Genomic DNA, 25,198 nt, shown 5'->3' with positions numbered 1-25,198 from the left:
GAAAGCTTGCCGCAAGCCTTTTCAAAAACTGCTTGAGCGAAAACCCCTTGCTGCGGTGCAAGCCTTTCCTAAGGGAAGCCTTACCAAAGTTCGCGTCATTCTGCCACCTTTTTCAGTCTGTTTCCAAGACTTATTCCAAACCAGGTTCCTATGAAAGTGTAGAGGAACCCGTCGATCAGGATATTTGCGGTTATGTACCAGTCGCTGTAGAAAAGTCTGTACAGGACCATCCAGACACTGAAGGATACATATCCGCTGGTCATGTCAGCAAATCCGCAAATAATTCCCATTTTGAACCTGTTTTCCGGAGCTGGATTTTTGCTGGTTATGCCTGCAGCATACAGCATAAGCTCCAGAATTATCGCGTTTACGGACAGTGTTATGAAAGTTATGGGGGTAAAACTCCCTGTTATGAAACCTCCAAGTAGAAACCTGACCATCATAAAAAGACTTACAACTCCGGGTTTTGGTATCAGGACCACAAGAGAGGCAATGAGCATGTAAAGAAGAATCTCATTGAAGAGCCCTGTGAACAGGAAACTGAAAGGTCCGAATATTGCATGGGACAGCTCCCACAGGATGGTCATCGGTAGGTTTATCGTTGCAAAAGAAACGGTGCCAAAAAGGGCAATCAGCACAAGGTTACGGGTTTTAAACCTGTCCATTATCTCCCTGGATCTTGAGATAAAAAAGCCAAGAGCAGTAAGTCCGAGTAAAGAGGCGATAAACGTAGTTATTATAGGCCCCCATTTCCTTGAGATTGCAGTAATTTTCTGCTCTTTTGTTACTGCAGTCCAGTCGCTGCCTGTGAGTTTTACTTTAACTCTTAGAAGGTAGTCTCCTCCCATCGCATCCTGAGATATATACAGAGGAAGGCTTATCAGCGAACTTGAGCCTGGAGAAAGGGTTAAAGTGGCATAACATGCAGCGTCTGCGCTAATTCCCATAATCTCGGGTTTAAACGCTTTTACAGGTTCACCGGTTTTTGTGTCAAGAATATCATATGTGACTATAACAGGAATTGTGCTATTTCCAGTATTGGTAATCTCTATCCCTATGAAAGTTGAAGTGAAGTCCTCTTTATTGAGCTTGAGGTCTGTAACCTTCAGCAGCTTTTTGAGAGCAGGGGAAGTTTCCTGGACGACCAGGGTGTTTGAGAGATGGCTGGGATCTCCATATCCGTCTTCATCTGAGGGTATTATAAGCTGGGATACTGAGATTTCATCCGTGACTTCTTCTTTTGAAGCAAGATTGAGCTGGGCTGTACGCACAATAGTATGTTTTGTCCCCTCAACTTCAACGACTGCCGTTGCAGTTACGGTATAGGTTCCATAGGGCATGTCCTCGGGTATATAAAATTCAACAAGCCTGTACCAGTTGTCATATTCGGTCTGAAGCGAAAATGAATGGACTGGAGTTTCATGAAGCACAAAACCCTCAGGTAATTCCAGTTCCATTGTCACATTCATATTTCCATCATAATAACTCTCAAAAAAAACATATGCCGAAAGGGTGCTGCCTCCGACTGCAAGACCGTTTTCTTCTACTCCATGGGGAACCTGAATTATGAATGTGGTCATATCTTCAGGTTTGAAGTCCTCCTGCTGAATCTGTGCAGCTGCGGGTTGTACTATCAGCACAAGTGCAAGGAGGAGAATAGCTATGTTTTTCATTCCGCTACCTTTTTCCTTATTTGAGGATTTTTCGGATTTCCTGCATTTTCGCGTTCCAGTCAGGTACATCTTCAAAACTGATAATGTCAACAGCTCCACCCTGAAATTCTCCTTCTCCTGCCAGCTCTTCCATCCAGCTCTCTATCTCGAGGTAGGATTTTTTCAGCTCTTCAAGAAGCTCGGGATCAGGGTTCCATAGTCCTCTTGACTGGGCTTCAAGAAGCCTTCTGGACATTTCCTCCAGGGCATAGGGATTGTTCTCTTCAAAGAAGCGGCGCATTTCTTCATCAAGCACAAAGGCCTTTGTGATATCATCAAAAATCCAGTCGTCCACTTTCTGGGTGGAAGCCTCCCAGCCATAGACCCTTCCTACCCTCTTTGAAATGTCCTGCGCACCCTTGTATCCGTGCTGTTTCATGCCTTCGATCCACTTAGGGTTTAAAAGCCTGGTTCTTACCACCCTTCGCATTTCGTCAGCCATGTCCCGGACTTCAACATGCTGAGGTTCTCTCGTGTCTCCAAAGTAGACTCTTACATCCTTTCCGGAAGCTTGCTTGGCCGCAGCCGTAAGGCCCCCATGAACCCCAAAGTAACAGCAGCATCCTAAAAGGTCATACTCGTCACTTACCACTTTATTAAAGGTAGCATCAACAGTCTTAAGGCTTGAAGCAAGCTGAGTGTGGGCTTCCTTTCCTTTTACATCTTTTCCATAGGCATACCCGTTCCAGTAAAGGAAGATATCTGCCAGGTCTTTTTCATCTTTCCAGGCACTTGCATAGACTGCAAGCTGAACCCCGGCCGAATAAGTCCCGGGTTTGCTTGAAAAGATCCTTAAAGTAGCATCTCTGGAATCCGCTCCTTCTTCAATCATCCGAAGGCTGTGCTTTCTCGGATAATTCATCTCCTCAGGTTCTTCAAGAGATGCCACAGCCTGGATTGCTTCGTCTATAACCTCAAGGCAGTTTGGAAAATTATCCCTCAGGATTCCTGAGATTCTTATAGTAACATCAATCCTGGGCCTGCCCAGTTCTTCAAGAGAAATTACAGAGAAACCCCTGAGATGTCCATTGCTGAGCCAGATCGGTTCAACCCCAAGTAAGCTCATAATCTGGGCCATTCCCTCTCCGTCAGCCCACATCACATCGTTTGCCATCCAGTAAAATGCCACATTCTCAGGACAACGGCCTTCATCTTTGAGGTGTTTCTCAATCAGAACCTGGGAAAGTTGCTGTCCCACTCGCCAGGCAGCTTTTGTAGGAATCTTTTTTGGGTCAAGTGAATAGAAATTCCTGCCTGTTGGCAGTACATCATCTCTTCCACGCATGATAAGGCCTGAAGGGCCGGCAGGGATGTATCCCCCATCAAAGCCGTGTAAAAGGGCTTCAATTTCCAGGGAATCATCGATTCTGGATTCAAGGTCAAGGATCCTGTTGCAGACCGCAGTGGCATCCTGAAGAAATACGGAATTTATACTCAGGTCTTTAATTTCCTGCTCTTTAAAAATATTTTCTTCAATTCTCTGCTTTTCAAAGCTTTTTCCCTTGATTTCCTGCTTCTCAAAGCTTTTTCCTTCAAAAATTTCTTCGATTATCCTGGCTGGCTCTTTTTCATGATTATTTATAAATGTCCTTATAAAATCTTTAGAAAGGGAATCAATCTCTTCAAGCCTCTGTCCGTTTGATTTCCCGTTTCCGGAAATCCGGCTCTGGTCAGAGATCAGTTCATCAAGGTCAAGCCCCAAAAGTCCTGCAATCAACCGTCTGATCGAGATTTTGTTTCCCACACTTTCCTGGTCATCATACCTTAAAATTGAGTTTATGAACTCAACTTTTTTCTCGCCTTCAGGGAGCTGTCCGAAGATGTGCATTCCATTGTGGATCTGGCTGTTCCTGATCTTTCCAAGAACTTCATGCGCTTCTCTTATTATTTCTTCAAAAGGAGTCTGATGATCGGCTTTTATCTCGGAATCCATGTTCGATTTTTTGATCTCGTCAAGGATCAGGTGCTTCAGGGCATGTTCCCGTCCCTTATCGTGTTTCACCTGTTCGTATTCCCCAAGCAGCCTGTCCAGTTCTGCCATGTTTTCATAAAGCCCTCCTGAGGTCATGACAGTCTGCATATGGTCTATCAGGCAGGCCAGGCTCCGGCGTTTGGCAATTGTGCCTTCCGGAGGGTTGTCCGAATTATAAATATAAAGATGGGGAATTGTCCCTATACCTATGTCAGGATAACAGTCGGCTGAAAGTCCCACTCCTTTCCCGGGCAGAAACTCAAGGTTTCCGTGGGTTCCCACATGTACGAGTATATCGGCTCCAAAGGTATTTTCAAGATACCTGTAGGTTGCAAGGTATTGATGGGTTGGCGGAACGTCCGGGTCGTGCAGGATCTTGCAGACTGTTCCATCACATCTGGCACCTGCACATCCTCGCTTTGGCTGCACGCAGACCACAGCGTTTCCATACTGTACCCCGGTCACAACGATTTTCTTATCATAAACCATTGCAGCAGGAATGCCGTTGATTTCTTCTCCGGGAGGGTTTCCCCAGCTCTCAGTCACTCTTTGCCTTACTTTCGGGCTCAGGGTATTGAAATATTTCTCATATTCTTCTTTTTCCACAAAAGCCAGGACCCCGCCGTTCTTTACTATCTCGTTAATGGGAGTCCACCTGAACTCTGAAATTGCTTTTTTCTTGAGAATAGTCTCAATAAGGGTTTTTCCATCTTCAGGGGGGTTGACGGCATAGCCTGCTTCCTGCATCCGGTTCAATATTCTTGCAACACTCTCTAGAGAATCAAGGTTTGCAGCACCTCCTACAGAACCTTCAACCCCTGAGCAAGGGTAGTTGTGCAGGATAAAGGCAACTTTTTTCTGGTTTACCGGCTTTTTCCTGAGTTCGGTCCACTTCATAATCCTGAAGGCAAGTTTTGAGCAGCGGTCTTCAATAGGAAAACGCCCCAGATAATTTCCTTCTTTTTTGCCTGCTCCTATTATGATGGGTTCAATTCCGCCCTCAAACTCAGGGAGAGCCACGCTCCATCCGATCTCAGTGCTTAATCCCGTTGACTCCTGCCATTGTTCAACAGTCATATAATGTGAAATTACAGGCTGGAAAACAGGGACGTCAAGTTTTCTCAGAATCTCTATGCCTTCTGCTGCGCATGATGTATCTCTCTTTTTGGTTTTACTGCTTGCAATAAAAAAAGGAGAAAGTTTTACAAGACAATCTATAATAGGCCTACCGTTTTCTATGAAATAGTCCACTATGACCTCATCCATGCCCCTGCTTCCAAGCTCTTCGTCTTTCACAGAATATGCAAAAACAGGGACAACCGATAGACCGAGATTTTCCAGCTTTTCTATCAGGGCTTTTTCGATCTCAAGTTCATTGTTTACCCAGGAAGTCCTGGAGATAATCAGCCCCACGGTTTTATCTTTCAAAGGCCCGTACCAGTTAAGATATTCTTTAATGTTTGAGAAGGGTTCCTTTGCATCCGGGTGATAAAGCCCATCCCATGGGATCTTTTCCGGAGGTTTTGCTTCAAGCTCGGATCCCAAAACTTCTTTTAAGAGATAGCGCAGCATATTGCCAAAGTTTTCCTGCCCTCCATAAATTATATAAGAAAAACATGTAGCTGCAATCTCAAGTTTCACAGACGAAAGGGTAAATGCTGAGGGATCACTCCCTACGCAGATTACAGGTACCCTCGTTTTTAACGGTTCAAGCTTTTCATAGAACTCTTCCCAGAAAGGATTTGATATATAGTATAGAAAGACGGCATCAGCATGTTCACATGCAAGAAGTACCTTCTCAGCTTCTTCAGGATTTTCTTCCAGAAGCTTTGTGTAGTGGGCTTCAAGCTCTATGCCAAGTTCGTCGGCTGCTTTAAGGAGTGTGGGAATGTAGGAATTCCACGTTATTGAAACAATTTTCATTTTTTCTCCTCTTATGTAAGAATATGCACTTTATATTCTCCGAGCACTGTGCCGTCATCAAGCCTTGAAGGAGCCTCTAAGGCTGCAATATACCTGCCGTCCGGGGAGATATCAGCAGATACTGTAATCCCTTTGGTATTATATATCTGGACAAGTTTAGAGTTTGAACCTCCGCTTTTTGATATGTCAAAGACATACACTCCGTGGACATTTCGATCCTCAGTCACCAGGTTCTGGGCTATAGGAATCACGAGATACCTGTCATTCAGTGCACATTCCCCTGCATAGCCGTCCAGTCTCCATTTCCACAGCAGGTTGCCTTCAGTATCATAGGCAAAGAGGCTGTTCCCGTTGGGATGTTCTATAGGAGCATCTTTATTCTGATCTTTGGAGAAAGTACTCCCTATTGAGAAAATCAGGGTATTGTTGATAATATAGGCGTAATTCGCACTGCCGTAAATAGGGACTCCGCTTACTACTACCGGAGTTGAAATGTTTGCCTGCCATTTTACCTCCGGAACTCCGGTTTTCATGATCTCGGAATTATCAAATAAAAAGGCTCGCCCATCGCTGGTCATTGTTATTAGTTTTTCCCCATCAGGAGTAATCTGGGTACTGTACCAGATTGCGGAATAGTCGAAAAATGGTTCAAGGGGTGGGAGTGAGTAGTTCCAGTCCTCTATTCCTGTGTTTCCATTAAGGACATGCACTGCCCCGTCTTTCCAGTTTTCTGCTTTTGTGAAAGAGGTGGTGCCGAAAACAGAGTATCTTCCGTCAGGGGTAGTATCTATCCAGGTAACTCCTATGTCCATTAGTTCGGATTCCGGGAATTTCCAGCGCATGTTGCCTTCGGGGTCAAAGGAATAAACCCTGCCCAGATACTTGTATTTCTCCCCTATGTAGCCACAGGCTCTGCTGGCAGCAACATAAATATTCCCTTTTGAATCAAGCTTTATCTTTTTCATGGATGGCATGTGGTCAAGGTCTGAGCCCAGTTCCGTACCTGCTCCAAATTTCCAGATTTCAGTGCCGTTTAAATCAAAACAATAGATAAAAGCATCCGGGCTCTCTTCCCCCACAATAAGGCGCTTGCCATCCTCTGAAAACTCTATGTCCGTGATTCTTGCATCTGCTATCCCTTTAACAAGCTGTTTTTCCCAGACTTTCTCGCCTGTTGCAAGCTCTATAAGTTTCAGAGAACCTCCATGGGTTCCGATGGCAAAATATTTGCTGTCAGGAGAGAACTTCGTTACACCTTTTATATTCTCTGAGGTTTTTTCGATAGATCCGGGGGTTACATCCTCAAGCTCTACGGTATACTCCTCTTTCAAAGCAGGTTTTTCAGGGGCATATGCCTCTAAAGCACTGGATACCCCTGAACCTGTTATCAGTTCAAATTTGTATTGAGTTTCAGGGTCCCAGTCAAAGGCTGCAATGACCTGATCATCGGTTTTTCCAATATCCACGGTATCCGTAGAGCTATTGGCAGAAGAAATCCTTACCTGTGATATATTCGCTTCCTCTTTTAGAGTAATCAGAGCCCCGGTCCTGGAAAAGACTACGGAGTCTATGGTTACTCCGGCTTCGGAATTACTTATCTCCTTTGTACCTTGCATCCCTGATGCTGAATCCTGAGAAATTCCATTGTCTCCGGATTCCTGGCTTTTTTCAGCACATCCGGTAGTCATTAAAGCCAGAATAAGCAGGACTATCAAAAATTTCCATTTCATTCTCTCACCTGACAATTATTAACCTATGTTTTCCAATTACATCCCCATTTTGGAGTTTTAGAGGAGCTTCGACTGCAGCGACTGTGCAGCTAGAAGAAATCGCAGCATCCACGACAACACCCTCGGTATTGAATGTCCAGAGCAGCTTTGAATTGCCATTTCCGGATTTCTGGTTATCAAAAGCGTGAATCCCGTGAACCTGAGTATTACTTGCGGAAGTATCTTTTCCAACTGGCAGGACAAAGAACCTCATATCCGGAGAGAAGAAAATTCCTGTACAGCGTCCCCAAAGGTTATAGGTCCAGGAACAATCTCCTGTTTCTACATCGCATGATACGAGAGAATTTTCAAGGGGGTGCGCCATTGGGATATCATTGGGGTAATATGCAGGAAGTGTGGCTCCTGTAAGGTAGAGTGTCTCATTTTCGGTGGAGATTTTTGCATCTTCACCATAGGTATAGATGTAACTTCCCTGGATCTCCTCCGGAGCTGTCACATTGTATTGCCATTCATTAGAGTCCCATGCTGTTCTTCCATCTCCGGGGTTTTTCATCTCGGAATCATAAAACAGGTATCTTCTTCCATCCCCTGTATAGGCAGTTACCATGGACCCGTCATCTGAAACATCAAGCCCGTGCCAGATGGCTGCAGAATCAAAGTAAGGTTTGAGGGACGGAATTTCGTATTTCCAGCGGAGCTTTCCGCTTTCATCTACGGAGTAGACGACTGCATCCAGTTCAAGGGAATTTGTCCAGTCTCCGGTTGAAAAAACCACATTTCTTCCATCCCGGCTTGAATCAATCCAGTTTATACTCCGGGCGTAATTTTCGGTTTCAGGCAGTTTCCAGGAAAGAGTGCCATCCGGGCTGAACCTGTATACCCTTGAAGCAAGCCCGTATCCCGAATCTTTCCAGTATCTGCCTGCTGCAATGTACACCTCATCATCGGCAGCTGTTATTTTGTATATGCAAGGCTGATATTTTGGATTCGTACTGGTCCCGAGGTCATCCGCACTCCTGTAGCTGTGAATTTCATCCCCTGTGCCAGCATCCAGGGAGTAAATGTATCCATCATTACTTCTTTCCCCTGCGAGCAGATACTTTCCGTCTTTTGAGAATGAAATGTCTGAAACATTTCCTCTTAAGGTCTTTTTCCAGAGCACCTTTTTGTCTGGCACATCAATAACTTCCAGGTTTTCTCCTGTCCCGACCGCTACATACATTCCATCCTGAGAGTACGTCACACAGTCCTGAATATTCGATTTTCCTTCACTGAGATTTTCCGGAGTTATATCTCCAAGTTCATACTCCCAGTAAAGGTAAGGGGAAGATTTTTCAGAAGAGTGTATATTTTCCTGATTTAACTGATTACTTGCCTGATCTCCGTCGCTTTTTGAGATTTCTCCACTGCTATTTTCCTTTTCTTCTGAGGCTACTATATGTGAAGATATGCATCCTGAACAGACCAGACAAATAAATGAAACTATAATTATCAGCACAACACTACTTTTTTTCATTTTCAGACTCCTATGATTATATTTTATCATTTTCCGTATATCTTCAGGTCTGAGATACTCAATATATTCTGATGTTGTGTACTGTTGTCTCCAAAACCTGCACTAATTTTTTCAATCTTTATATTTTCAGCAGGTCCGCAGTATTTTTCATAATCTTCAATGAGATTTCTTTCAACTGCATCCATTGGAATTCCTGAGATCATAATCGATGGAGAAAAACGCCGTCTGTTTTCCTGATCTCGATAATATTCACCTTCAGATTGTGGATTCATGCTCCCTGCTGCAACATAGTAGATGGATTTGTGGTCACTGAATGTCACTTCTAACCAGAGACTGAATGTATCCAGATCCTGTCCATCCCAGTTCCATGAAATTTTTTCTGGAGACAGGCTCACATTTTTACTCCAAACCCCTTCTCCCGTCTGTGCCGAATTCTCTGTATTAAAATAAAGTACCCCATCTTTGCATCTTAGAAGATCTCCTTCTAAATTACAATTTTCGAAGTTTTCCTTATACACTGTTTTTTCCTCTGGCATGATTTGTGAATAGATTATCACGCCTATAAGGCTCAGGAATATAAATCCGAATATTGTAGTCTTTCTGGAAATCATAATTGACCCATATAATAACTAATTAATAAAGATTCCTAAAATATTCTTCATTTATCTTATATGGTAATAATAAAATTAAATTTATGGATACGATATCTGAGCAAATTTCTATACAATAACATGTTATTTTTCCTTCGATTTTCTAATTTTTAAATTAATTTGTTTTGATGTACTTTTTTATAATTAGATGTCAATAAAGCACATTATTAATTATTTTTCGGCTTTGTAATCTACAAAATTCCTTTTATTTGCTTTGTATTTCCTTCAATATTGGGGCTTCTTTAATAATATATTAATTGTCTCTTTTTATTAAAAACAAAATGGCTATATAGTATTACTATATTTCATAAAGTTATGACTCAATGCAGCAAAAAAAATATGATTTTTAATATAATATGTATAATTATCTTTACATCATTGCTTCTAGTTGTTATAACTCCTGTGAAAGGTGCTATTGAACAGAGAGGCCCTCTCATAAGTATTGCAGCCGGAGAACATACAATACTCAATGGAGAAAATTGCCCCGGACTTTACTATTCAACCTCTGCTGGCACATACTATGAGTCGTTGGAGCTTAATTTCTCCGAAGACGGGCTTATTGATACGGGAAATGCAACGTATACCTCAAAAATTACTTCCGGTTCAACGGCTTTCTTCGGAAAGAAATACAAGGTCTTTGAAGATGGATTGATCACTGAGAACCTGGTTAGTTATGGGAGTCGTGATCTTCAACGTGGGAATGATTACGATCTTGGAAATGGCTACAAATTGGTGTTGACGGGGATAAACGAGGATTCTGCTCTTCTTGAGCTTCAGAAAAACTCTCTCCCTGTTACCAGTAAATCCCTTGTCAAGGGCTCAAAATTTAATTTCACAGCTGAAATAAACGGCACTGAGTATGTAATTCTTGAAGGAACTCTTAAACAGGTTCTTGACAGTAAAGATCCGATTGTGAGTCTTTCAAGCGTAAACCAGTATTCGAGTGCACCTATTGAGATCAACGTTGGGGACCAGTATGGCAATTTCGAGGTCACTGAGTTTACAGATAATAAGATTGAATTGAAAAATAGAGTGCCTATCCGGATGAGCCCTGGAGATTATGTCACAATTCTTGAAGATTTGATCGATTTCAGAGTGGCTGATGATGTATACAGGGCATGTTCTTACAATATGACTAAAGATGTTATCAAGTCATATCAGATAAAAGGCACATCCATAACTGTAAATCGCTCGGATTCTATTCCGGATTCCTGTGTCTGGACAGCTGATTCTTTTGGTATGCTCTATTATGATCTTGAAAACAATTTCAGTACTGAAAGCCTTGAACTTAATCTTGATGCCAAAAATGATTGGATTCCGGAAGGCGGCCTGGTTTATGAATCCTCACCTGTTAGGGTTCTATACAAAAATCCGGAGATGAAGGGTTACGGGGAAAACGCATTTGAGGGAGGATATTCTGCGTTTGGATGGGATGGTGAGAAATATGCATATCTTGGAAACAATCAGGGAATTATACATATCCTCATGGATGATGACAAGGACAGACGTCTCTATTCCGGTGAAGAATGGGACCTTGGAGAAGGGTACACCCTGAAAGTAGATGGTATTGACTCGGATAAAGTCTACCTGACGGTTTTGAGCAATAATGTTGCTGTTTACTCAAGCATAATCTCTCCCGGGAATTCGGCTGATCTGGGCACCCATACTCTTCTGTACAACAAAACCATAAACGGGATTGAAATTCCCCTCTTTTCCGTATATGTGGAGAATGTCCTGGAAGGAAACGAAAGCTCCGGTGTAAATCTAAAATATCCTCTGCACTTTTCCGAAAGCCCTCTTGAAATAAAGGTAGGGGAAATGTTCGGGGCACTTACTGTTGTTGAAACCTCCCCCAGAATCCGGCTTGAAAATGAAAATGCTCTCAATTTTGGTTCGGACCTCGAAGTCACAGAAGAAATCCATATTGGTTCTTTTGAAAAGACGACAGGAGGGAATCTCAGTGTTACCTTTTTCCCCTTCATGGACAGAGTGGAAAAAGTGGACTCTGTTCTTCCGGCCACCTCCCAGCGGTTTATCCCGGCTATGAGTGTTGAAGAATACCTTATCGGAAACTGAAAGATAGTTTGAGGCTAAATCATGAGAAACCATAATATTACTGTTTACCCTTTCACGGCCATAGTCGGACAGGAAAGAATGAAAAAAGCTCTGATCCTGAATGTCGTAAATCCAAAAGTTGGAGGGGTTCTTATCAGGGGCGAGAAAGGCACTGCCAAATCAACGGCAGTCCGGGCCCTTGCCAATCTCCTGCCTGAAATTGAGGTAGTTGAAGGCTGTAAATTCCGCTGTAATCCCCATGATATACATGCAATGTGTGAAGACTGCCTGGAAAAGGTAAAAACCGGAATTCTTAAGATTTCTTCTGTAAAAATGAAAGTTACGGATCTGCCTGTAAGTGCTACCGAAGACCGGGTTGTAGGGACTCTTGATATAGAACATGCTATCAAGAAAGGAGAAAAACGTTTTGAGCCCGGGGTACTTGCCAATGCTCACAGGGGTATCCTGTATGTAGATGAGATTAATCTTCTGGATGACCATCTTGTAGATGTGCTCCTCGACTCTGCAGCAATGGGAGTAAACACTATTGAAAGAGAAGGAATTTCTTTCTCCCACCCTGCAAATTTTGTGCTTGTAGGCACCATGAACCCCGAAGAAGGGGAACTGCGGCCCCAGTTGCTGGACCGTTTCGGGTTATGCGCAGATATAAAGGGAATCATGGATGTGACCCGAAGAGTGGAACTTATCAAATCCCGGCTCAGTTATGAAACTAATCCTGAAGCTTTTGTAGCAAGCTGGCAGGCTGCAGAATCCGAGCTTTGCGGGCGGATTCTTCTGGCACAGAACTTACTTTCTGAAGTGAATATCTCAGATAACATGCTTGAATTGATCAGCCAGATATGTGTTGATATGAACGTCGATGGGCACAGGGCAGACATCACAATGATGAAAACCTCAATCACGCTTGCAGCTTTCAACGGGAGGACTGAGGTTCTTGAAGAGGATGTAAAAGAAGCTGCAGAACTGGTCCTTCCTCACCGTATGCGCAGAAAACCTTTTGATAATCATCCTGACAAGCAGGATAAACTGAATGAGAGTATAGAAAAACAAAGAGAAAAAGAGAAAAATAAAAGCGAACAGCAAAAAAAAGAGCAGAAAGAACATTCCGGGAAACCACAGGATCATCCAGACGAGCAGGAGTCGGATAACCCACAGGGTAGTACCGGGGGACAGCCTGATGCTTCCTCAGAAACTCTTTTTTCAACAGGAGAAAGTTATCAGATAAAGCAGCTGTCTCCCGATTTTCGTAGAAATAATCGAAATGGGTCCGGTCGGCGCAGCAAAACTCTTACCAGCTCCAAAAAAGGGAGATATATAAAGAGTAAAATTCCTGAGGAAAAAACTACTGATCTTGCTTTTGATGCCACACTGAGGGCAGCTGCACCTTACCAGCTTGTAAGGGAAAAGAATGGAAATTCTATAATAATTCATGAATCCGATTTCAGAAAAAAGATTAGGGAAAATAAGATCGGCAACCTTGTACTGTTTGTTGTGGACGCCAGCGGTTCCATGGGGGCCCAGCAGCGGATGGTAGCTTCCAAAGGAGCAGTCCTTTCAATGCTGATGGACGCCTACCAGAAACGTGATAAGGTGGGACTTATCGCTTTTAAGGGTGATAGTGCAGAATTGATCCTGCCCCCTACATCCAGTGTGGAACTGGCACAAAAGTATTTGCAGGAGCTGCCTACAGGCGGAAAAACTCCTCTTTCCCATGGGTTGATGAAAGGATATGAAACCATAAAGTCCGAACTCCGACGCGATCCTGATACCTGCCCGTTTATGGTTCTGATCTCTGACGGCAGGGCCAATGTCAGTATGAATGGGGAGTCCCCGATCCAGGAAACGAAAACAATAGCTTCCATGTTCAGGGGAGAAGGCATACAGTCTGCAGTCATTGACACGGAAAGCAGTATGATAAAATTCGGGCTTGCCCAGGAAATTTCCACTGCTCTTGGAGCCAGGTATCTGGCACTTGAAGATTTAAAAGCGGATTCGATAGTTGAAGCCGTTCGATCTTCAGTCCCTTTTGATCTTCAGTTTCCTTCAGGCAGTTTCTCAATTTGAGCCATTTAGATAGCTTGTTTTCAAAGTCAACAAACTTTTCAAAAAAAATAATCTCCTATTTTTCAAAAATACAACAAAAGCTATATGTCTATCTAAAGCCGTAAACCATGCCTATGGATTTCCAGATCTTGGACGCAGATTATGAAGTCGTTAACGACAGCAGCCCTGTTATCCGCCTCTTTGGGAGGGGAGCGGACGGGAAAAGTGTTTGCTGCTTTGTCCCGGATTTTGAGCCTTATTTTTATCTCAAGGCATCTGGAGACCTGCACGCTGTAGCCAGGCTTGTGAAAGACACTTTTGGACAGGTTACAAAGGTCGAAATAGTCGAAAAATTCGAACCTGTGGGATATCAGAAGATAAAGAAAGAGATGCTCAGAATTACCACCCGCCTGCCCAGGGATGTGCCCGAGATCAGAGATGATATTCTGAAGCTCCGGGAAGTTATGAAGGCTGAAGGTAAGTGGGAAGTTTATGAAACTGATATCCTCTTCAGAAACCGTTTTTTAATTGACAAAAGTCTGGGAGGTATGGTCTGGGTCTCTGCAGAAGGAAAGCCAGTTGACCCTGCAAGATATTTCAGGGCAGGTTCTTCAGGCAATTCTCGCTGTGAAAATTTTGCATGCGACTCTTCGATTATTGCATCCGGGTTTCAGAAAATTGAAAATCTCACGATCGCCTCTCTGAAGTATCTCTCTTTTGACATAGAATGCCTGCCTCTTGATGGGGGGATGCCTTCTCCTGACGTTTCGCCTATAATTATGATCAGCTTCGCCTTCGAGCCGGAGTACAGAGGGCATAAAACCCTTGTGCTTGTGGCAAAACCTGCGGAAGGTATGGATGCAGATGTCATTTCCTGCAGGGACGAAACTGAAATGTTAAATCGCTTTTTTGAGATCTTCTGCGAGTATGACCCTGATATTATAGTGGGATATAATCACCAGGATTTTGATATTCCTTACATTACGGATAGGGTAAAGGCTCTGGTTGCAAAAGGAGAAGCAATAAACCCTGTTGTCGGCCGGGACGGCAGCAAGATAGGCTACCGAAAATTCGGGCTTATTACCCGCACTGAGTTTAAAGGACGGGTGGTTGTGGATGCCCTTCCTCTGGTAAGAAGAGCTTTTAGTCTCAAGCAATACACTCTGCGCGTGGTTTCAAAGGAACTTTTGAGTCGCGAAAAACTGGATGTCCCTCCTCTGGAAATGGAAGAATACTGGGTGGATACAGGAGACAAGTTCCGAAAGTTCGTAGATTATTCACGTAGAGACTCCGAGCTTGCCCTGGAACTTATCCTTAATTTGAGGCTCCTTGACAAATATATTGCACTTGCCCGGGTAAGTGGAAGTCTGTTGCAGGAAGTAGTTGACGGAGGCCAGACTTCGATGGTTGAAACTCTTCTTCTCAGAGAGTTCGGGTTACGCGACAGGGTGCTCCTTCCAAAGCCGAATGACGGGGTCTCTGCCGAGAGGTATGAAATGAGTTCTGACCTCAAAGGCGGAGAGGTCCTGGAACCTAAGAAAGGCCTTCTGGAAAATGTTCTTATCCTTGACTACAAGTCCCTCTACCCAACCATCATGATGGCACATAATCTCTGCTATACCACGGTAGTTACAGAAGACAGGCCGGAAGGGGAGACTATCAAACCTCCTTCTGGAGGAGAGTTTGTGCTTCCGGAGGTTAGCAAAGGAATCGTGCCTTCTATTCTGGAAGATTTGCTTAATCAGAGAACTGAGACAAAGAAAAGAATGAAACGGGCCTCTGATCAAAATGAGTATAGAGTGCTTGATGCTACGCAGCTTGCCCTGAAAATTCTGCTAAATAGCTTTTACGGTTACTCAGGATATGCCCGGGCAAGGCTCTACAGCCTCACGCTTGCAAATGCCGTAACCAGCTTCGGAAGACACAATATTTTGAATACCCGGGAAATTATCAATAATACTATCGGTAAAATAGTTCTCAGGGGTGATGCCGCTTTACTCCTTAAAGAAGCCGGAGAACTCTCTTCCTCTGATATAATTGTGGAACTTTCGGTTGCCTATGGGGATACGGACAGCGTTTTTGTCCACTGCAAGTCTGGAGGAGATCTTTCCCTTGAAGAGATTAGCCTTGTAGGGAACAGGCTTTCAGCCATTGTTTCTGCTTCCCTGCCCGATCCTATGGAGCTTGAATTTGAATCTATTGCAAAACATGCTCTTCTTATTGCAAAGAAGCGCTATGCTCTCTGGCTTTTTGAGCCCAGCAATTCGGGCTGGGAAGGTCAGATCAAGGTCAAGGGCATGGAAACTGTTCGCAGGGACTGGTGCGAACTGACATCAGTGACTCTCAACAGAGTTCTTGAACTTGTACTTATAGAAGGTGATGTTGACCGGGCTGTAGAACATGTCCGTGAAGTGGTTAGCAATGTCAGGAATCTTGACCCGGCAAAAGATTCAGAAATGATTGAAAGTCTTATTCTCACACGTACCCTGACACGAAAAACGGACAGCTACAAAAATAAACAGCCTCATCTGACAGTTGTAGAAAAAACGAAAGAACGGACCGGCTCCGTATCTTCGATAGGAACAAGGATCCCCTTTGTCATTACTGCAGGAAAAGGACTCTTTGTAGATAGGGCTGAGGACCCGGAATATGTCAGGGAACACAATATCCCAATAGATGTTGACTATTACATTAAGAAGCAGATCCTGCCTCCAGTGGAGCGTATTCTGGAAGTTTTCGGGGTTAAGATTTCTTCACTTGACTTCGATTCAAAGCAGAAAGGGCTGTTTGATTTCGAAGCTAAGAAGCCTGAAGTAAATAAACCGGAAAAACCTCCTTCCGAAAGGGAAAATAAAGTAAAGGTTCAGGAACAGGATCCATTTCAGGAAAATGGGCGTGCAGAACAGAGTTCCCTATTTGATTTCTAATTTTGTTCTTTATTCTGGATTTCATCAATTTATAAGTATCCCGGATTCTTTTACACATTCAGACCTTCGCCTTTAACTCTTTTTTCCTTCTGTTTCCGGGCTTCAATCCATTTCTTTTGCCTGCTACCAAGCTCTTATTTTAATTTTTCTTAACGCTATCTTTCCATTTGTCTATATTTTATATAGAATATATATATTCTACTATTTCATTCCATACTTCTAGCTTGTATATACTCCTCTATATTATATATGGCGAATCTTTATATATTTCCTTCTTTTATTGTGTATTGTACTGGTAACAACTTAGATGAATTTTGATTATTGACTCATATTGTTTAAAGGAGTGTCTCCAATATGGCAAATAAACTAAAAAGCTACACAATTCTCATATTACTGGTGATCGGACTTGTGTTTCTAGGAATTGGATGTACTGGAAGTGAAAACAGCGAAGTCTCTTCTCCGGCAGAAACAACTCCTGCAGGTGAATCCGAAGGTATCTCTCTGAAAGGTTCAGATACCGTTCTTCCTCTTGCACAGGCTGAAGCTGAGGAATTCATGAATGAAAACTCTGGAAAAAGTATAACAGTCACTGGAGGAGGATCCGGTGTTGGGATTGCGGCGCTAATTGACGGTGAGGTGGATATCGCTACTGCATCCAGAGAAATAGATGCTAACGAAACCGAAGCCGCTAAAAAGAATGGAATTAATCCTGTGAGGAATGATATTGCCTATGACGGCATTACTGTGGTTGTAAATCCTGCGAATTCTGTTTCTAATCTTACCTTTGACCAGCTGCGTGGTATCTACAACGGGAGTATCAGCAACTGGAAGGACGTTGGCGGTGAGGATAAGCCGATCGTAGCGATTTCCAGGGACAGCAGTTCCGGAACTTATAAAGACTTCCAGAAAGACGTTTTGAATGGGGATGAATACCGGCCTGATGCCCTTACCCAGCCTGCTACAGGAGGAATTGTGGGTGAGGTCTCTCAGAACCCTAATGCAATTGGATACATCGGCTTTGCATACCTCGATAACAGCATAAAGGTCTTAAACCTGGATAAAGGAAATGGATCTGTAACCCCAACTGCTGAAAGCATTCTCAGTGGCGAATACCCCCTTTCAAGATCTCTTTACTTCTACACCAATGGGGAACCCTCAGGCCTCACAAAAGAATTCATCGACTTTGTGACGAGTGAGAAAGGGCAAAACATTGTGACTACAGTCGGGTATATACCGCTTAAGAAGTAATTGCGTCTAAAATTATTTCAAGGGAATATAATGCTAAGCAGAACTTTTAAGGAAAAGATGATTGAATCGGCGCTTTTCTCAGTAAGCGCCCTTACGGTCGTCATCATTTTCCTTATATGCCTCTTTTTATTTCGGGACAGTTTACTTCTCTTTAAAGACACGTCCCTTCTGGACTTTCTCACGGGAAAATTCTGGTACCCGACATCCGTGAACAGGCAGTTCGGGCTATTACCTCTCTTCTTCGGTTCTCTTATTGTTACTGCCGGAGCAATCCTTTTTGCAGTACCTCTGGGGATTGCTTCTGCTATTTATATTTCTGAGATTGCACACCCAAAGATAGCGGAATCTCTTAAACCTTTTATCGAGATTCTGGCAGGGATTCCTTCTGTTGTATTCGGGTTCTTCGGGCTTGTTATATTGGTTCCGTTTGTACAGAATACTTTTAATCTGCCTACTGGGCAAACTGCTCTTACAGGTTCAATTATGCTTGGAATCATGGCACTTCCCACGATAATTACTATTTCAGAGGATGCCATAAGTTCGGTCCCTAGCACACTCAAGCAGGGTTCTCTTGCTCTTGGGGCCACAAGATGGCAGACCATATACAAGGTCATAGTCCCTGCATCCCTTTCCGGAATTTCAGCCGCCGTAATGCTCGGCATAGGGAGGGCTATAGGGGAGACAATGACTCTCATGATGGTAACCGGAAATACTGCAATAATTCCTTCTTTTCCCGGAGGCATTCTGGATCCTGTGAGGACAATGACTGCCACAATAGCACTTGAAATGGGGGAGGTCCCCCAGGGAAGTGCCCACTTCCATGCCCTCTTTGCGGTCGGAACTGTGCTTTTCATCATAACTTTCCTGATTACGCTGATTGCTGATTCGATCAAAAAACGATACAGGTTCAAGGTGGACTGAGTATGGGATTGAGTGCAAAAACAAGTGAAAAAATCGCCTTTGCATTTCTAAGCCTTTCAGCAATGACAGTAGCTGGGTTTGTTGTAATTATTCTCGCCTATATTATTTACAATGGGCACAGTGCAATCAGCGTTGAGTTCCTTACTGAGATGCCCCGCATGAGGATGACTCAAGGTGGGATCTATCCGGCAATTGTGGGGACTGTTCTCCTTATCATAGGGTCAATAGCTGTAGCTCTTCCTATGGGGATTATGGCTGCCATTTACCTGAACGAATATGCAGGAGAAAATCGTACCACCTGGCTTATAGAAATGGCTATCAACAACCTTGCAGGAACGCCATCTGTAGTGTTCGGGCTTTTTGGGTTGGCGCTGTTTGTTAAGTACTTTGGTTTTGGTTCTTCTCTATTGTCGGCTTCCCTTACCCTTTCTCTTCTGATTATCCCGGTGATTATCCGTTCCAGCCAGGAAGCTCTGATTACAGTCCCGAAAGAGTACAGAGAGTCCTCTCTCGCGCTTGGAGTCAGCAAATGGCAGACTATAAGGCATGTGGTACTGCCGGCAGCTATTCCGGGAATTGTCACAGGCGTCATCCTGAGTGTTGGAAGGGTTGCGGGGGAAACGGCTCCTATTCTTCTTACAGGTGCCGCTTATTTCCTGCCGAGGTTGCCTGACTCGGTTTACTCCCAGTTTATGGCTCTTCCCTATCATCTCTTTGTGCTGGCCACCTCCGGGACAAACATTACCCAAACCCGACCACTTCAGTATGGGACGGCTCTGGTTTTGTTGATAATCGTGCTGGGCTTGAATATCATAGCGGTTTTGATCCGCAGGCATTACAGGCAAAAATTGCAAATCTGATTGGAGTTTTATTCTAAATCTGATTGGAGTTTTATTATAATCTGATTGGAGTTTTATTATAAATCTGATTGGAGTTTTATTATTAAAGTATCAGCGTTTATATGATAATTGAGGCCCCTAAATGACTGAAGCTGTTCAAAACGTATCTCATCCCCGGATAGAAGTAGAAAACCTTAATCTGTGGTATGGGGAGAAGCAGGCTCTTAAGGATATCTCCATGCATATCCCCAAAAACAGCGTAACTGCTCTTATAGGTCCTTCAGGCTGCGGTAAGTCCACTTTCATCCGTTGTTTAAACAGGATGAATGATCTTATCAAGAACTGCAGGATCGAAGGTAAAGTTTCAATTGAAGGTAAAAATATTTACGGATCAGATGTGGATGTTGTTGACCTTCGAAAAAAGGTGGGTATGGTTTTTCAGAAGCCGAATCCTTTTCCGATGTCTATTTATGATAATATTGCATATGGGCCGCGTATCCATGGTGTAAATAAGAAGGATCTGGATGGAGTTGTTGAGGGTGCCCTTCATTCGGCTGCTCTCTGGAATGAAATTTCGGATCGGCTCAAGTCTCCTGCTCTTTCTTTGAGCGGCGGGCAGCAGCAAAGGCTCTGTATTGCCAGGACTCTGGCAGTGAAACCCGAAATCATTCTCTTCGATGAGCCTTGCAGTTCTCTTGATCCTATTTCCACTTCGAAGATTGAAGATCTTATCATGAACCTTAAAAAAGATTATACCATAGTAATCGTAACTCATAATATGCAACAGGCAGCCAGAGTGGCAGATTACACCGGATTTTTCCTTACAGGGGAATTGATTGAGTTCGGTCAGACAAGGCAGATTTTTCAAAATCCAAGGGAACAGGGTACTGAGGATTATATTACAGGCAGGTTTGGGTGATTAAAATGGCTCGAGAACAATATGTAAAGCAGCTGGATCTGCTCAAGGAATCCGTATTCTCTCTTGGAGAAACCGTTGAACTGGCTTTTAACGATTCGATGGTTGCAGTTATAGATCTTGATGTCAAGCTTGCTGCAAAAACGCTTGCTATTGAGGTAGAAGTGGATAAACTTGAAGGGGGAATTGAAGCTTCGATTTTTGACCTTCTTGCACTTCAGCAGCCCATGGCTAGTGATCTCCGGCTTGTCGTGTCTGCTCTCAAGATCACAGCAGATCTAAGAAGAATTTTGGGCCTGTCAATGAATATTGCCAAAATCCCCGGAAAAATCGAAGGTGGACATATAAAACCTCTTACAGACACGAAAAAAATGGCCGATATTGCAGCATATATGCTTGAGAATTCCATCAAGGCTTTCAAGACTCAAGACGCAGAACTCGCAAGAGCGACAGCATCCCGGGACGAAGAGGTCGATAAGCTCTTTTACGCAGTTTGGGTTGAGTTGATAGAAATGATGGCAAAAGATACGAGCATCGTTTCTAAAGCTACCTATTTACTTTTCCTGATTCGCTATATTGAAAGAATTGCAGATCACTGTTGTAATATATGTGAAAGTGTTGTTTATCTTACAACAGCTGATCATATAAAATTAAATTAAACAGACGTTGTGACCGTTCGGTCTTTACTCTTTTTTATTTTCTTTTTTTACTTTCAATGCTTCTGATGACCTTTTCCTGAGTATTTTTTTCTTTTGTTTCCTCTCTCCTATTTCCTAATTCTTTTTGATGTGTATATTTTAAGTACATTTCTAAGCATATAGACGCCCATGCCTGATGTTCTTATCAAAAATACAAAGATTTATTACAATAATTCTCTTCAGCCAGCCGAGATCATTATTGAGGGCGGCAAAGTTACTAAAATCGGAAAAGACCTCAGGGTATCGAGTTCGGATATGGTTATAGATGCAGGCGGTTCTCTTACTCTGCCTGCCGGCATTGACGTGCATGTCCATTTCAGGGAACCCGGCATGACTGCAAAGGAAAACTGGTACACGGGCTCGTGTGCGGCAGCTGCGGGAGGAATTACCACTGTCATCGATCAACCCAATACAGTCCCTCCCACAACCGAGAGGCGGACTTTCGAACAAAAACTTAAACTTGCCAGCCGAAAGTCTATCGTTGACTTCGGGATCAATGGTGGCGTAACAGGAAATATGGAGAAATTAGAAGAACTCTGGAAACTGGGAGTTACTGCTTTTGGGGAAATCTTCATGGCCGAATCCACAGGCGGGCTAAATATCAATGAAGAAACCTTTGAAGAAGCCCTTGTCGAGATCAAACGTCTCGGGGCCTTTGCGACCATACATGCCGAAGACGAAAAGATGCGCCTTGAGCTGGAAGAGCTGTTAAAAGGGGATATTTCCTGCGAGTATCATTCAAGAGTGCGTCCCAACGCATGTGAAGCGGCTGCTGTTCAAAAAGCCCTGAAGTTTATTTCCGAATTGAAAGTAAGAGCGCATTTCTGCCACATTAGTACTCTTGAAGCTATAGGCATGATAAGGAAAGAGAAATATCTTGCAAGAGGGGAAAATAGAGAGCCTTTTTTTACCTGTGAAGTTACTCCTCATCACCTTTTTCTCTCTACACGGGACTGGGCGAGGCTCGGGTCTTTTGGCAAAATGAATCCGCCTCTCCGGGGAAGTCACAGTATCAAAGCCCTTGTAAATGGGATAAATGACGGAACTATTGATATGGTGGCTTCGGATCATGCCCCCCATCTTGAATCCGAAAAGGATGTTGATATAAGATCTGCTCCATCGGGAGTGCCTGGGGTTGAAACCTTTATGCCTCTCATGCTTGCTGCAGTTCGAAAAAATATCTTGCCGCTTTCACGGATGATCATGCTTACAAGTTGGAATCCGGCAAAAGCCTTCGGGCTGGACCGCCAATCCAAAGGCAGGCTTGAGGTGGGTTTTGATGCCGATCTGATTATTGTAAATCCCCATGAAATTCGACCTATAAGGGCAGAATTATTACACAGTAAAGCGGGCTGGACTCCTTTTGAAGGCATGGATGGAGTTTTCCCTCAGTATACTCTCTCCAGGGGTGAAGTAATCTGGATTGAGGAATCGATTAATGCAAAATCCGGAAGGGGCAATTTCCTGGTAGGGAGAGGAAACATCTCGGTGGATGATGAAGAAAACCCTGATGAGGCTGAGTGAAACACAGGGGTAAAGGAAAGGGGCCCGAGAATGTTAAGCAAAAAATGAAAATTGTTAATCAAAAATAGCTTGAAGTGGTTATCGGATTCAATATAAATTTATATACTAAATAAAGCAAATCTCCAGAGAGTTAAATAATGTCCGTAATGGCTCTGGAGATTGGCTCTTCTTTGTTTTTAATAAAAGTCAATTGAGTCTAACCGGGACTGCAAAAGTTCCTGATGCTTTTTTTCCAGAAACTTGTAGACTGCACCGTGGGTAGCCCCGTCGAGTAGCATCTTTATGGCTGTCCGTACTATAGTGTTCTGTTCAGGGTACCCAAGTATGGATACGGTTTTTCCATATACTGAAATCTTGACGTTTATCAGGGTTTCTGCAAGCTCTCTGGTTCTTCCATTTCTTCCTATGATCCTGCCCTTTATTCTCTGGAGCTCTTTTGGAGTAGTAGCAACATCTGAGAGGTCGATAACCTCAAGCATAAGCATTTCGTCTTCCAGAAGGTCAAGGGCTTTTTCTGGACTGAACCCTCTTCCTATCGCTTTGAGGGTTTCTAGAATTCTGTATTCTTTTAACGGATCTCCCTCACAGGTGACATCTATTTTTCCACTTTCGCTGTCAATATCCAGTTGACATGTGGTTTTGTCCTCGATAAACTTCTTTGTTTCTCCTTTCGGACCTATAATTACTCCGACTCTTTCTTTGGGGATTTTAACATACTGAGTCATTTTTATTCCGCCTGTATTTTTGTAAGTAGTTCTTCAGGTTTGTCCCTGATCCCATAGCGGCTGAAGAACCTGAGTATATTTTGTACGTCCCTGTAGAGGAATTCTCGGGCGTTAGGATGTTCAAGGGTCACGGATTGCCCCATGTCAATGAATATGGGAGTCACGTCGTTTGGGTCAATCAGGATGTTATATTCGCTCAGATCAGCATGTACGAGGTTCGCTTCTTTATAGAGGAGGCGCATGTATTCGACGATTGTGTCATAAACAAGTTTTATCTCGTCCCCTTCAAGAGGCGTATTCTTCAGGAGTGGGTATGATACCCCATTTTCTCCCATAAATTCCATGATAAGAATATTTTTCTCGGCAAGCATTGGCTCCGGGACCCGGACTCCTGCACTTTTTGCACGTTTCAGGTTCTGGAACTCTTTGCGTGTCCATGCAAAAATTATGTCTCGCTTGTTATTTCGGATATTTGTGAAGCGAGGATCCTTCATTATGTAGACATCCATAGCATTGAAAGTGCCGCTAGTAATTCTATATATTTTTACAGCCAGCTCCTTTTCAGAGCCTTCTGCATAGAATACATTAGCTTCTTTCCCAGTACTGATGGATCCCCCCAGTGCCTTTATTATTCCTTTATTGGAGATGGTGTAAAGGAGTTTAAGGGTGGAGACATCGAATACGTTTTCTTCTACCTTTAGTCGTGCAGAGTCCTTCTCCCTCGCCCGCGACTTATCTTTAGCGCTGTCAATGCGCCTTATTTTCTCTTCCTGGTCCATTCCCATGTTATCCTTTCAGGTACCCTTTCCTTTCTAGCCAGTCTACCTGTGGCCTCGTGTACTTCCAGATCACATCTGCTTTTTCGTTCTGGAATTCCCATGGCACGACAATGACTACGTCTCCTTCTCGAATCCAGGTTTTTTTCTTCATTGAACCTGGGATTCTTCCCATGCGAACGACCCCATCCATGCAACGTAGCCTCAGGCGATTTGCGCCAAGAAGACTCTCAACGGTTGCCAGGATCTCGTTATTATCCCTTCGCGGTGTGCGTATTCTTGTAACTGTCTCTTCCGTTTCGGGCTTGACTTTGAATGTAGGTTTCTTTAAGTCTGCCAGTGTGATACCTCATTACCTGTAGTTTGGAATTAGTATTGTGCTTTTTATACCCTTAAGTACCGTTATATGTCTTTTTTCTGGCTTTAAGGTTATTCGTTCTGCAGCTTTTAACTCTCTATTATTATTTTAATATTATTTTAATGCTGCGCTTTCTGCGGTCTTGTTATTTTTACTTCTTCTCTTCAGACTGTTATTTTTTTTGAAGTATCTACATGGGCGATAGGTATTTATATTGGATGTGTCTTTGTATGTCCTACGCACAAAACAAGTGCGCGCCGCTCTTGAATTTCTAATTTCTGGGTGGAATTCAGGGACTAAATAAAACAAATTTTTCTCATTTGTTACGTTTGTTTTTTTCATAATGTCTCCTGAAGAAAAAGCTTTATATACTAAAACTGATGTATATATGTTTCCCGTTCCAGCAAAATCTTAAATTCGCTGGAAGGTTCTTCCATAGTTCTCTGGTTGGTAATTCTCTTCTGTTTTAAGGGGGAATGGATACCTTTAAATACTATGGGTGCGTAATTATAATTTCCTGCATCTTAAATGCAGCAAATACTATTTATTAAATGGAGCCAGGAGTTATTTCCTGTCTGACGAGGATTTTGTCGGTTCGGTTAATTCTGGGCGGTGAGAGTTTTTTCTATAAAAACATCATCGCG

18 protein-coding genes are annotated in these 25,198 nt (G+C 43.3%); 9 read left to right on the top strand and 9 right to left on the bottom strand.

The annotated features are described in order from the left end of the window. Positions 1 to 95: 95 nt before the first annotated feature. The 5 genes from RG963_RS09560 to RG963_RS09540 are packed head-to-tail and all read right to left on the bottom strand — an operon-like array spanning position 96 to position 9,464. Positions 96 to 1,763 (bottom strand): hypothetical protein, encoded by a 1,668-nt coding sequence (locus tag RG963_RS09560; protein WP_310576039.1) that lies wholly within the window; start codon positions 1,761 to 1,763, stop codon positions 96 to 98. After that, positions 1,690 to 5,607: a cobaltochelatase subunit CobN gene (gene cobN, locus RG963_RS09555; protein ID WP_310576038.1), complete on the bottom strand. Its 3,918-nt coding sequence runs from the start codon at positions 5,605 to 5,607 to the stop codon at positions 1,690 to 1,692. Before cobN ends, RG963_RS09560 begins: the two co-directional genes overlap by 74 nt. Before the next feature lie 11 nt (positions 5,608 to 5,618). Beyond that, complete coding sequence (locus RG963_RS09550; RefSeq protein ID WP_310576037.1) at positions 5,619 to 7,337, bottom strand: WD40 repeat domain-containing protein; 1,719 nt, start codon at positions 7,335 to 7,337, stop codon at positions 5,619 to 5,621. Positions 7,338 to 7,341: 4 nt separating this feature from the next. Then, a complete protein-coding gene (locus RG963_RS09545; RefSeq protein ID WP_310576036.1) occupies positions 7,342 to 8,853 on the bottom strand; it encodes an outer membrane protein assembly factor BamB family protein in 1,512 nt (503 codons plus the stop codon). A 26-nt stretch (positions 8,854 to 8,879) separates the two neighbouring features. Next, entirely contained in the window at positions 8,880 to 9,464 is a 585-nt protein-coding gene (locus tag RG963_RS09540; protein ID WP_310576035.1) for a hypothetical protein, read from the bottom strand. A gap of 417 nt (positions 9,465 to 9,881) precedes the next feature. Here RG963_RS09540 and RG963_RS09535 point away from each other — a divergent pair, with 417 nt between their 5' ends. From RG963_RS09535 to RG963_RS09495, 9 genes are all read left to right on the top strand, one after another. Continuing rightward, the gene (locus RG963_RS09535; RefSeq protein ID WP_310576034.1) at positions 9,882 to 11,579 is read left to right on the top strand and encodes an S-layer protein domain-containing protein; all 1,698 of its coding nucleotides are present in this window, start codon (positions 9,882 to 9,884) and stop codon (positions 11,577 to 11,579) included. A gap of 21 nt (positions 11,580 to 11,600) precedes the next feature. Further along, entirely contained in the window at positions 11,601 to 13,643 is a 2,043-nt protein-coding gene (locus RG963_RS09530) for a putative cobaltochelatase (RefSeq protein WP_310576033.1), read from the top strand. Positions 13,644 to 13,750: 107 nt separating this feature from the next. Then, positions 13,751 to 16,549, top strand: a complete 2,799-nt coding sequence (locus tag RG963_RS09525) for a DNA-directed DNA polymerase (RefSeq protein WP_310576032.1) — start codon at positions 13,751 to 13,753, stop codon at positions 16,547 to 16,549. Between the two features lie 354 nt (positions 16,550 to 16,903). Then, positions 16,904 to 17,797 (top strand): PstS family phosphate ABC transporter substrate-binding protein, encoded by an 894-nt coding sequence (locus tag RG963_RS09520; protein ID WP_310576031.1) that lies wholly within the window; start codon positions 16,904 to 16,906, stop codon positions 17,795 to 17,797. A 30-nt stretch (positions 17,798 to 17,827) separates the two neighbouring features. Next, positions 17,828 to 18,718 carry a phosphate ABC transporter permease subunit PstC gene (gene pstC, locus RG963_RS09515; RefSeq protein WP_310576030.1) on the top strand — a complete coding sequence of 297 codons (891 nt, stop codon included), beginning with the start codon at positions 17,828 to 17,830 and terminating at the stop codon, positions 18,716 to 18,718. A gap of 2 nt (positions 18,719 to 18,720) precedes the next feature. Next, complete coding sequence (gene pstA, locus RG963_RS09510) at positions 18,721 to 19,578, top strand: phosphate ABC transporter permease PstA (RefSeq protein WP_310576029.1); 858 nt, start codon at positions 18,721 to 18,723, stop codon at positions 19,576 to 19,578. A gap of 121 nt (positions 19,579 to 19,699) precedes the next feature. Further along, positions 19,700 to 20,476 (top strand): phosphate ABC transporter ATP-binding protein PstB, encoded by a 777-nt coding sequence (gene pstB, locus RG963_RS09505; RefSeq protein WP_310576028.1) that lies wholly within the window; start codon positions 19,700 to 19,702, stop codon positions 20,474 to 20,476. 5 nt (positions 20,477 to 20,481) lie between these two features. Next, positions 20,482 to 21,132, top strand: coding sequence for a phosphate signaling complex protein PhoU (gene phoU / locus RG963_RS09500; RefSeq protein WP_310576027.1), 651 nt, complete (start codon positions 20,482 to 20,484; stop codon positions 21,130 to 21,132). A 168-nt stretch (positions 21,133 to 21,300) separates the two neighbouring features. Next, positions 21,301 to 22,695 carry a dihydroorotase gene (locus RG963_RS09495; RefSeq protein ID WP_310576026.1) on the top strand — a complete coding sequence of 465 codons (1,395 nt, stop codon included), beginning with the start codon at positions 21,301 to 21,303 and terminating at the stop codon, positions 22,693 to 22,695. 176 nt (positions 22,696 to 22,871) lie between these two features. On the opposite strand, the gene RG963_RS09490 is transcribed toward RG963_RS09495, so the two are convergent. From RG963_RS09490 to RG963_RS09475, 4 genes are all read right to left on the bottom strand, one after another. Then, a complete protein-coding gene (locus RG963_RS09490; RefSeq protein ID WP_310576025.1) occupies positions 22,872 to 23,420 on the bottom strand; it encodes a KH domain-containing protein in 549 nt (182 codons plus the stop codon). A 2-nt stretch (positions 23,421 to 23,422) separates the two neighbouring features. Beyond that, the gene (locus tag RG963_RS09485; RefSeq protein ID WP_310576024.1) at positions 23,423 to 24,205 is read right to left on the bottom strand and encodes a serine protein kinase RIO; all 783 of its coding nucleotides are present in this window, start codon (positions 24,203 to 24,205) and stop codon (positions 23,423 to 23,425) included. A 1-nt stretch (position 24,206) separates the two neighbouring features. Further along, positions 24,207 to 24,542, bottom strand: coding sequence for a translation initiation factor eIF-1A (eif1A, locus tag RG963_RS09480; protein WP_310576050.1), 336 nt, complete (start codon positions 24,540 to 24,542; stop codon positions 24,207 to 24,209). Between the two features lie 126 nt (positions 24,543 to 24,668). Then, positions 24,669 to 24,896: a hypothetical protein gene (locus tag RG963_RS09475; protein WP_310576023.1), complete on the bottom strand. Its 228-nt coding sequence runs from the start codon at positions 24,894 to 24,896 to the stop codon at positions 24,669 to 24,671. Between the last annotated feature and the right edge of the window lie 302 nt (positions 24,897 to 25,198).

This window comes from Methanosarcina baikalica, from assembly GCF_031461075.1.
Taxonomy (GTDB): Archaea; Halobacteriota; Methanosarcinia; order Methanosarcinales; family Methanosarcinaceae; genus Methanosarcina; species Methanosarcina baikalica.
Note: the sequence above shows the minus strand (reverse complement) of the source record. Positions and strands in the feature narration are given on the sequence as shown.